Source organism: Halomonas sp. KAO, assembly GCF_015595025.1.
GTDB lineage: Bacteria > Pseudomonadota > Gammaproteobacteria > Pseudomonadales > Halomonadaceae > Halomonas.
Map to the genome: position 1 here is coordinate 44,074 of NZ_JADNRL010000007.1, position 9,269 is coordinate 53,342.

At 67.6% G+C, this 9,269-nt stretch carries 10 protein-coding genes; all 10 read left to right on the forward strand.

What is annotated here, in order from left to right:
* Positions 1 to 56: 56 nt before the first annotated feature.
* Positions 57 to 1,175: a TauD/TfdA family dioxygenase gene (gene tmpA, locus IOC61_RS02720; protein ID WP_195687346.1), complete on the forward strand. Its 1,119-nt coding sequence runs from the start codon at positions 57 to 59 to the stop codon at positions 1,173 to 1,175.
* On the forward strand, positions 1,172 to 1,774 hold the full coding sequence (locus IOC61_RS02725; RefSeq protein ID WP_195687347.1) for an HD domain-containing protein: 603 nt from the start codon (positions 1,172 to 1,174) through the stop codon (positions 1,772 to 1,774). The genes tmpA and IOC61_RS02725 overlap by 4 nt, the downstream gene beginning before the upstream one ends.
* A complete protein-coding gene (locus IOC61_RS02730) occupies positions 1,771 to 3,372 on the forward strand; it encodes a 5-guanidino-2-oxopentanoate decarboxylase (protein ID WP_195687348.1) in 1,602 nt (533 codons plus the stop codon). Before IOC61_RS02725 ends, IOC61_RS02730 begins: the two co-directional genes overlap by 4 nt.
* Positions 3,373 to 3,410: 38 nt before the next feature.
* The gene (locus IOC61_RS02735) at positions 3,411 to 4,349 is read left to right on the forward strand and encodes a glycine betaine ABC transporter substrate-binding protein (protein ID WP_195687349.1); all 939 of its coding nucleotides are present in this window, start codon (positions 3,411 to 3,413) and stop codon (positions 4,347 to 4,349) included.
* 11 nt (positions 4,350 to 4,360) lie between these two features.
* Entirely contained in the window at positions 4,361 to 5,092 is a 732-nt protein-coding gene (locus tag IOC61_RS02740; RefSeq protein WP_195687360.1) for a class II aldolase/adducin family protein, read from the forward strand.
* Positions 5,093 to 5,117: 25 nt separating this feature from the next.
* A complete protein-coding gene (locus tag IOC61_RS02745; protein WP_195687350.1) occupies positions 5,118 to 6,344 on the forward strand; it encodes a pyridoxal phosphate-dependent aminotransferase in 1,227 nt (408 codons plus the stop codon).
* Complete coding sequence (locus IOC61_RS02750) at positions 6,341 to 7,138, forward strand: amino acid ABC transporter ATP-binding protein (RefSeq protein ID WP_229332881.1); 798 nt, start codon at positions 6,341 to 6,343, stop codon at positions 7,136 to 7,138. Before IOC61_RS02745 ends, IOC61_RS02750 begins: the two co-directional genes overlap by 4 nt.
* Before the next feature lie 32 nt (positions 7,139 to 7,170).
* Positions 7,171 to 7,944 (forward strand): transporter substrate-binding domain-containing protein, encoded by a 774-nt coding sequence (locus tag IOC61_RS02755; RefSeq protein ID WP_229332882.1) that lies wholly within the window; start codon positions 7,171 to 7,173, stop codon positions 7,942 to 7,944.
* A 79-nt stretch (positions 7,945 to 8,023) separates the two neighbouring features.
* The gene (locus IOC61_RS02760) at positions 8,024 to 8,731 is read left to right on the forward strand and encodes an ABC transporter permease (RefSeq protein ID WP_195687351.1); all 708 of its coding nucleotides are present in this window, start codon (positions 8,024 to 8,026) and stop codon (positions 8,729 to 8,731) included.
* A 2-nt stretch (positions 8,732 to 8,733) separates the two neighbouring features.
* Positions 8,734 to 9,269 (forward strand): ABC transporter permease subunit (locus IOC61_RS02765; RefSeq protein WP_195687352.1); only part of this gene is annotated, 536 nt, incomplete at its 3' end.

Genomic DNA, 9,269 nt, shown 5'->3' on the forward strand with positions numbered 1-9,269 from the left:
CGCAGAGAGGCTTAGGGTAGAGGGCGACCTCTAGCACAGCCCGTGGAGATACCGCCATGACTCACGTCACGCCTCTTGCCAATCGCCGCCATCTGGCGATCGAGCATGACGGACACCAGCGCCAGTTTGCCGCCCTATGGCTGCGCGAGCGCAGCCCCGACGCCGACACCCTGGACCCACGTACCGGCCAACGCCTGATCGAGGCGGCGGAGCTGCCGTTATCGCTGTCGATCGAGTCCGCGGAGGTAACCGATAACCGGCTCCAGCTGTGCTTCAGCGATGGTCATCGCACGGCCTTCGATCTCGACACGCTGCTCAGGGATATGCCCAGCGATCCTCCCAGAAGGCTGTGGGATGCCGCCGGCGCCCCGCTTCCCCAGGCCGACTTTGACGCGGCCCGCGAGGATGACTCGGCCCTTCTGGAGATGCTGGAAGCCCTCCATCGCGATGGCTTCGTGATCGTCTCCGGGGTGCCGGCGCAGGCCGATGGGATGCAGTCCCTGATCGACCGCATCGGCCCGCTGCGCCGTACCAACTGGGGTGGCATCGCCGACGTCAAGTCCGTGGCCAATGCCTATGACCTGACCATGACGCAGCGCGGCCTGGAGCCCCACACGGACAACCCCTATCGTGACCCCATCCCCGGCTACATCTGGCTGCACTGTCTGACCAATGCCGCCGATGGTGGCGACAGCACCCTGGCCGACGGTTTCATGGCGGCTCGCCTGCTGCGCGAGCGCGACCCCGAGGCCTACGCCACGCTGACCCGGGTCACGCCCGGCTTCCGTTATCACGATGACGACACCCATCTGGAGAGCGAAGGGCCGTTGATCGAGCTGGACAGCCACGGCACTCCGGTACGGGTACGCTACTCCAACCGCACCGAGCAGGTGCCTGCACTTCCCCCCGAGGAGCTCGAGGCCTATTACGCCGCACGCCAGGCCTTCTACCGGCTGATCACCGGCGAGGAGCTGACCCTGCACCTCAAGCTCGACCCCGGCCAGATGTTGATCATGGACAACTACCGCCTGCTCCATGGGCGTAGCGCCTTTCAGCTCGCTGGCGGCGTACGCCATATGCGCCAGGGGTACGTGGACCGGGACAGCACCGCCAGCCGACGCCGCACCCTGCGAGAGCATCTCGCCACTTCACAGGCCAAGGGAGAGCCCGCATGAAACAAGCTCGCTTTCGAAACTTCGGTGAGGCCCAGCGCGACGAGTGGGCCCTGATCGACGCCCGTTTTCGCGACTACATCGACGATGCCCCGCGCCGGGTGCTGGCCCATCTGCACAACCTCGCGGGCGACCACCACGGTTACCCGGTGGATCGCTACGAACACTGCCTGCAGACCGCAACGCGTGCACTGCGCGACGGTGCCGATGAGGAGATGGTGGTCTGCGCCCTGCTCCACGATATCGGTGACGATCTGGCACCGGCCAACCATGCCGATATCGCGGCGGCCATCCTCGAGCCCTTTATCGATCCGCTCAATGCGTGGATGATCCGCCACCACGAACTCTTTCAGGGCTATCACTACCGGCACTTCTTCGGGCAGGACCGTCACGCGCGAGAGCAGTACCGCGACCACCCGGCCTATGAGCGAACCGTGCGTTTCTGTGACGAGTGGGACCAGGCCAGCTTCGACCCCGACTACGACACCCTGCCCCTGGAATACTTCATTCCGATGGTGGAGAGAGTACTCGGCCGAGTCCCCCACGGCGGGCTTCCCGAGCCACTGCCCGAGGAGTCACTGCCCGAGGAGACGCCGCAATGAGCCAGACCTGTGCTCAGCAGCTCTTGAGCCTTCTCGAGGCGCATGGTGTCGACACCGCCTTCGGCATCCCCGGGGTACACACCGTCGAGTTCTACCGTGCGCTGGGCCAAGGCCGGATCCAGCATGTCACTCCGCGCCATGAGCAGGGGGCCGGCTTCATGGCCGACGGCTATGCCCGGGCCAGCGGCAAGCCGGCGGCCTGCTTCATCATCACCGGCCCGGGCATGACCAATATCGCCACCGCCATGGGCCAGGCCCTGGCCGATTCGGTGCCGATGCTGGTGATCTCCAGCGTCAATCAGCGCCATACCCTGGGTCGCGGCCAGGGGCGGCTGCACGAGATGCCACACCAGAGTCAGACCCTGGCCGGCGTCAGCCTCTTCAGCCACACCCTCCTCGACCCGGCAGCGCTGCCCGAGGTCCTGAACCGCGCCTTCGCGATCTTCGCCTCCGCACGGCCGGGCCCGGTGCATATCGAGATTCCGCTGGATGTGATGACCGCCCCGGCGCCGCAGGCAGCTGCCGTTCCGGCACGGACCTTCCCGCCGGCCCCGGCCCCCGCCGCGCTGGAGATGGCCGCCGAGTGGCTGGCTACCGCGCAGCGTCCGCTGCTGCTTCTCGGGGGCGGCACCGCCGCCTCGCCGAAGGCCGCCCGTCGACTGGTCGAGCACCTCGATGCCCCGGCCCTTACCACCATCAACGCCAAGGGTGTGCTGGGCCTCGACCACCCTCTCGATCTGGGGGCTACCGCGAGCCTGCCCGCCGCGCGCCGACTGGCCTCCCAGGCCGACGTGGTCGTGGCGATCGGTACCGAGCTGGGCGAAACCGATTACGACATGTACACCGATGAGGGCTTCCGGCTCGATGGCCGGCTGATTCGCATCGATATCGACCCCCAGCAACTGGGCCGTAACCAGGCCGCCGACCTGGCCATCCTGGCCGAGGCCGGCCAGGCGATGAACGGACTGCTCGAGCATCTGCCGGCAGCCACCCGCCGCGACGGTGCAGCCCGGGCCGCCGCCGTACGCCACGAGCTGGCACTCGCCGACGACCCGGAACTCGCCCCCTATGTGCCGCTCTACGCCACTCTGCGCGAGGTGCTTCCCGAGGCCATCGTGGTCGGCGACTCCACCGGCCCGGTCTATGCCGGCAACTTCCTGGCCTCGCTGCCGGCCCCGCGACGCTGGTTCAATGCCGCCACCGGCTTCGGCACCCTCGGCTACGGTCTGCCCGCCGCCCTGGGAGCCGCCCTGGCCCAGCCGCAACACCCGGTGGTGGCACTGATCGGCGACGGCGGGCTCCAGTTCGTGCTCGGCGAGCTCGGCACCGCCCGCGACCTCGGTCGCGCCGTGGCCGTGGTGATCTGGAACAACGACGGTTATGACGAGATTCGGCGCTACATGTCGATGAGCGAGGTACCCCATCTCGGGGTCGACCTGGCCGCCCCGGACTTCGAGGCGCTGGCCTCCGGCTACGCGTGCCGCTACCGGAGCGTGGGTGACCCCGCCGCCCTGGGGCAGGCCCTGGCAGAGCTCGGCGCGGATGATTCACCCCTGCTGATCGAGGTGGATGCCACGGCCTGGGTCGCCGCCCTGTAACCCGAGACGCTACCCAATAACACTTGAGGAGACCTGACATGCGTAACACGACCCTAGTCACCAGCCTGGCTTTCGCCGGTCTGCTACCTCTGTCGGCCCAGGCGACACAGGACGTCAACGAGGAGTTGCGTCTGGTCGCGCCACCCTGGCCCGGCATCACGGTCAAGTCAGAAATCTTCGCACAGCTCGCCGAGCCCCTGGGGTACCGGGTCGACGCCCTGGAGGTCAGCTCCACGGTCGGTTACCAGGTCCTGCAGAGTGGCGAGGCCGACGCCTTCCTGGCCGGCTGGTTGCCCGCCCAGCAGGAGAGCTACGACGCCGCCATGGAGAATGGCGCCATCGTCGACCTGGGCAATAACGTCAACGGCGCGCGCATGGGCTTCGCGGTACCCGGCTACGTCGCCGATGCCGGTATCACCAATGCCGAGCAGCTGGCCGATCCGGAGATCGCCGAGCGCTTCGACTACCGCGTCTACAGCATCGAGAACGGCTCCACGGTCACCGACATGCTCAATGCTGCCATCGACGCCGACGTTCACGGGCTGGGGGACTGGGAGGGCAAGCCCTCCTCGACGCCCGGCATGCTCAGCGAGGTGAAGGGGGCCGTACAGGAGGAGCGCTGGATCCTTTTCTACGGCTGGACGCCTCACTGGATGGTGCCGGAGTACGATACCCGTATCCTCGACGACTCAGAGGGGGTCTACGGCGACGACAACGGCAGCAGCGACGTCAAGACCATCGTCTCCAAGACCTACGCGGAGGCCAACCCCAACATGCTCAGGCTGCTCGATCAGTTCGTGCTCTCGGCCGACGAGCAGAGCGAGTTCATTCGCGCCTACAGCCTGGAAAACGGCGACCTCGAGGAGGTGGCTCACGACTGGCTGGTCAACCACCCCGAGCGCGTCGCCACCTTCCTGGAGGGCGTGACCACCCGCGACGGCGACAGCGCCCTGAGTGCCGTGGAGCAGAGCCTGTGAGCGGCCACCAAATGGACGAACTCGCCATCCGCCGCGACCTGGCCGCCGCCTACCGGCTGATCGCGCTGGACGGCATGGACGATGGCATCTCCACCCATGTCTCCGCACGCCTGAGCGACGACCGCTTCCTGCTCAACGCCTTCGGGCTGCGCTTCGAGGAGGTGCGAGAGGACAACCTGGTCACGGTGAGTGGCGATGGCGAGGTGCTCGACGACCCCACCGGGCTGGGCATCAACCCGGCCGGCTTCACCATCCATAGCGCGCTCCACGACGCCCGCCCCGAGGTCGTCTGTGTGCTGCATACCCATACCGTCGCCGGCGTCGCCCTGTCGTGCCTGGAGGAGGGTCTGCTGCCGCTCAACCAGTGGGCGCTGCAGTTCCACGACCGGCTGGCCTATCACGACTATGAGGGCATCGCCCTGGACCTCGACGAGCGCGAGCGCCTGGCCGCCGACCTCGGTCCCCACCGCGCGATGATCCTGCGCCAGCACGGCCTGCTGACCTGCGGGCGCAGCGTCGGCGAGGCCTTCCTAGTGATGCGTGACCTGGAGCGCAGCTGCCAGGCCCAGCTGGCCGCCCAGGCCACCGGCCGACCGCTGCGGATGGCCTCCTCAGCGATGGCCGAGCATGTCGCCCGCCAGTACGAGGCCTGGGCCGATAGCCCCGCAGGCCTCGGCCGCGCCTGGCAGGCCGAGTGCCGACGGCTCGCCGACCACACACCAGCAGACCTGCAGACCCTCTAGCCCGACCGACAATAACGAGACCGAAATGCGCTACTCACAACTGACCGACCGAATCGCCGGCGAAGGCGCCGCGGCCTGGGACATCCACTACCGCGCCCTGGCGCGTCAGGCCAATGGCGACGATATCACCATCCTCTCGGTGGGCGACCCGGACTTCGCTACCCCGGGTGCGATCGTCGAGAGCGCGGTGACCAGCCTGCGCGGTGGCGCCACCCACTACTCGGATGTGCAAGGCAAGCTGGCACTGCGTCAGGCCATCGCCGATGACTACCGCCGCCAGGGGCTAGAGGTCGGCCCCGACAACCTCATCGTCACGGCCGGTGCCCAGTGCGGCCTCTACGCCGCCGCCCAGTGCCTGCTGGATCCCGGCGACGAGGTGCTGGTCCCCGAGCCCTGCTACGTCACCTACGAGGCGGTGCTGCGCGCCACCGGCGCCGAGATGGTACAGGTGCCAATGGATGGCGAGGCGGGCTTCCGCCTCGATCCCGCCGCGCTGGAGGCGGCGATCACCCCGCGTACCCGGGCCCTGCTGCTCAACAGCCCCCACAACCCCAGCGGGCAGCTGATCGACGCCGACACCTGGGCCGCCATCGCTGAGCTATGCCGCCGCCACGACCTGTGGCTGATCTCCGATGAGGTCTACGCCGAGCTGATCTTCGAGGGCGAGCACCTCTGTCCCGCCGGACTGCCCGGCATGGCGGAACGCAGCGTGGTGGTCAGCAGCCTGTCCAAGTCCCACGCCATGACCGGCTGGCGCCTGGGCTGGGTGCTGGGGCCGGAAGCGCTGATCCAGCATCTGAGTCATCTGGCCCTGTGCATGCTCTACGGCTGCCCCGACTTCATTCAGGACGCCGCCTGCGATGCCCTGAAGACGCCTCCCCATGAGCTGGCGGAGATGCGCGAGACCTACCGGACTCGCCGCGATGTCGTCTGCGAGGCCCTGGCCGAGTGCCCGGCGGTCACCGCGGTTCGCCCCCCGGCGGGCATGTTCCTGATGGTGGATATCCGCGCCACCGGCCTCTCCTCCCAGGCATTCGCCGACCGTCTGCTCGATGAAGAGGGCATCTCGGTGCTTTCCGGCGAGGCGTTCGGCCCCTCGGCAGCCGGCTTCGTGCGCCTCGGCCTGACGGTGGACGCCGAGCGTCTCGCCGCCGCCAGCCGACGGCTGGCCTCCTTCGCGGAACGCGCCCTGTGCGAGCGCGATCCGCATGCCCTGCCACCGACCCCGGCCACGGAGGCCGATTGCCTATGACATCATCGCTCAATGCCGCTTTCCCTGACCGCACCACCACCGCCCCGGCGGTGGCGGCCCATCAACTGATCAAGCATTTCGGCGAGCTGGAGGTGCTCAAGGGCGTCTCCCTCGAGGTGGCCGAAGGCACCGTCACCTCCATCATCGGCGCCAGTGGCTCGGGCAAGAGCACCCTGCTGCGCTGCATGAACCTGCTCGAGCGCCCCGACCAGGGCGAACTGGCCATCGCCGACGAGGCGATTCGCTTCACCCGCAACCCCGAGGGCGATATCACCGGGCTCGATCGCCAACAGCTCCAGCGGCTGCGGGCCAAGGTCACCATGGTCTTCCAGCAGTTCAACCTCTGGCCCCACCTGACCGTACTCGGCAACGTCATCGAGGCCCCCATGCGGGTCAAGGGACTCTCCCGCCGGCGAGCCACCGCGCTGGGTGAACACTATCTCGAGCGGGTCGGCATGGCCGACCGCCGCGATGCCTACCCCGCCTTCCTCTCCGGGGGCCAGCAGCAGCGAGTCGCCATCGCCCGGGCCCTGGCCATGGAGCCGCGCCTGCTGCTGTTCGACGAGCCCACCTCGGCACTGGACCCCGAGCGGGTCAACGAGGTGCTCGGCGTGATCCGCGGCCTCGCCGACGAGGGCCGCACCATGCTGCTGGTCACCCACGAGATGCACTTCGCCCGCGAGGTGTCGGACCAGCTGGTCTACCTCGACCAGGGCCGCATCGCGGCTTCGGGTACGCCGGAAGCCGTATTCGAGGATCCGCGCTGCAGTCAGTTCGTCGCCCCCGCCGCCTGATGGCGTTCCCACAATAACGACAGGAGACCCCCATGAAAGTCTCGATGATGATAGCAACCGCCGCGACCGCCTTCGGCCTCGCCCAGGCCACCCAGGCCGCCGACCCGCTCAAGATCGGCATCTCCGGCGAACCCTATCCGCCCTTCAGCTTCAAGGCCGCCAGCGGCGACTGGAGCGGCTTCGAGGTGGAGCTGGCCCGCGAGATCTGTGACGCCATGGATCGGCAGTGCGAGATCACACCGACGGGCTGGAGCGGCATCATCCCCTCGCTCAAGGCCGGGCGCATCGACATGATCATGAACTCGATGTCGATCACCGAGAAGCGCCAGCGGGTCATCGACTTCACCCGCCCCTACTACTTCACGCCGGGTGCCTATGTCGCCGCCAGCGACCTTTCGCTGACACCCCCCGACGATCTCGACGGCCTGGTAATGGGCGTGCAGTCCGCCACCACCAACGCCACCTATGCGCGTCGCGCACTGCGCGACAACGGCGTCGATATCCGCCTCTATGACCAGGCGGAGCAGGTCAACAACGACCTGCTCTCCGGTCGCCTGGACGTGATCCTCGCCGACCAGATCGCCATGGCCCAGTTCCTGGCCCGCGACGAGGCCGAGGAGTTCGAAATGAAAGCCACCGCACCTCACCACGCGGCCTACGGCGAGGGCGTCGGCATCGGCCTGCGCCAGGAAGACGACGAGCTTGAGGTGGCCCTCAACCAGGCCATCGCCGCGGTGATAGAGGACGGCACCTGCGCCAGCCTCTCCGAGCAGTACCTGGGCACCGACGTCTGCGTCTACGACTGAGCCACCGATGCCGCTGTCCTTCCCCCGGCGCCGGCAGCGCCGGGGCACTCTTGTTGCGTGACCAAGGAAAACCTCGACCATGACTTCGATGACACCGGAGGGGCTGGTCGACTGGGCCGGCCCCATCCTGAGCGGGGCTCTGACCACGGTACAGATCGCCGTGCTGGCCTACGCCATCGGCCTGCTGCTGGGCCTGCTGGGCGCCGGCGCCAAGCTTAGCCCCTGGCCGCCCCTGCGCGCTCTGGCCACCGCCTACTCCACCCTGATTCGGGCGATTCCCGAACTGCTGCTGATCATCCTGCTCTACTACGCCGGGGCTCAGGCACTGGACGGCCTGCTGGCCCGCCTGGGCATGGAGGGCGCCGTTCAGATAACCGGCTTCGCCACCGCCGTCGGCGTGCTGGCCTTCGTTCAGGGCGCCTACATGACCGAAGTGTTCCGCGGTGCCATCCTGGCCATTCCGCGGGGCCAGCTGGAGGCCGCCGATGCCTTCGGCTTCTCGCGCTGGGATCGTTTCCACCGCATCGTGCTGCCGAGCATGCTGCCCAATGCCCTGCCCGGCATGTCCAACCTGTGGCTGATACTGATCAAGGACACCGCCCTGATCAGCGTGATCGGCTTCAATGAGCTGTTCTTCACGGTGCAACAGGCCGCCGCCAGCAGCCGCGCCTACTTCCTCTTCTATGCCGCCGCCGGCGTCATCTATCTATTGATGACGGTAAGCTCGACAGCGCTGTTCGCTCGCCTCGAGCGCTACGTGCGCCGCGGCCAACCCACGGAGGCCTGAGTATGGACTTTTCCTGGCTGAGCGATCCCTTCTATCAAGGCTATCTGTGGGAAGGCTTCGTCAATACGCTATGGCTACTGCTGGTGTCAGCGGTAGGTGGCCTGCTGCTCGCCGTGGGAGTCGCTCTGGCCCGACTGCGCGGCCCGCGCCCCCTGGCCTGGCTAACCTCGCTATTTACTACCGTGATCCGCGGCACCCCGCTGCTGGTGCAACTGTTCTTCTTCTATTACGGCGTAGGGCGCCTGCTGGAGGGTGTGCCCGGCATCCGCGAGAGCGTGCTGTGGCCGCTGCTACGTGACCCCTTCTTCTTCGGCGCGCTGACCTTCATCCTGAGCGTCGGCGCCTACTCCGGCGAGGTCATCCGCGGCGCCATGCAGAGCGTGCCGCGTGGTGAGCTGGAGGCTGGCCGCCCTGTGTGTCAACCTGCATCCATACACCGGCTCAGTGAGTTAAGCTCAATATCAGAGCCCGAGGTTCAGGAGCCCGTATCATGCCGAAACCGCCAACCGAGCTGCCCGATCATCAGGTCACGCCAAAT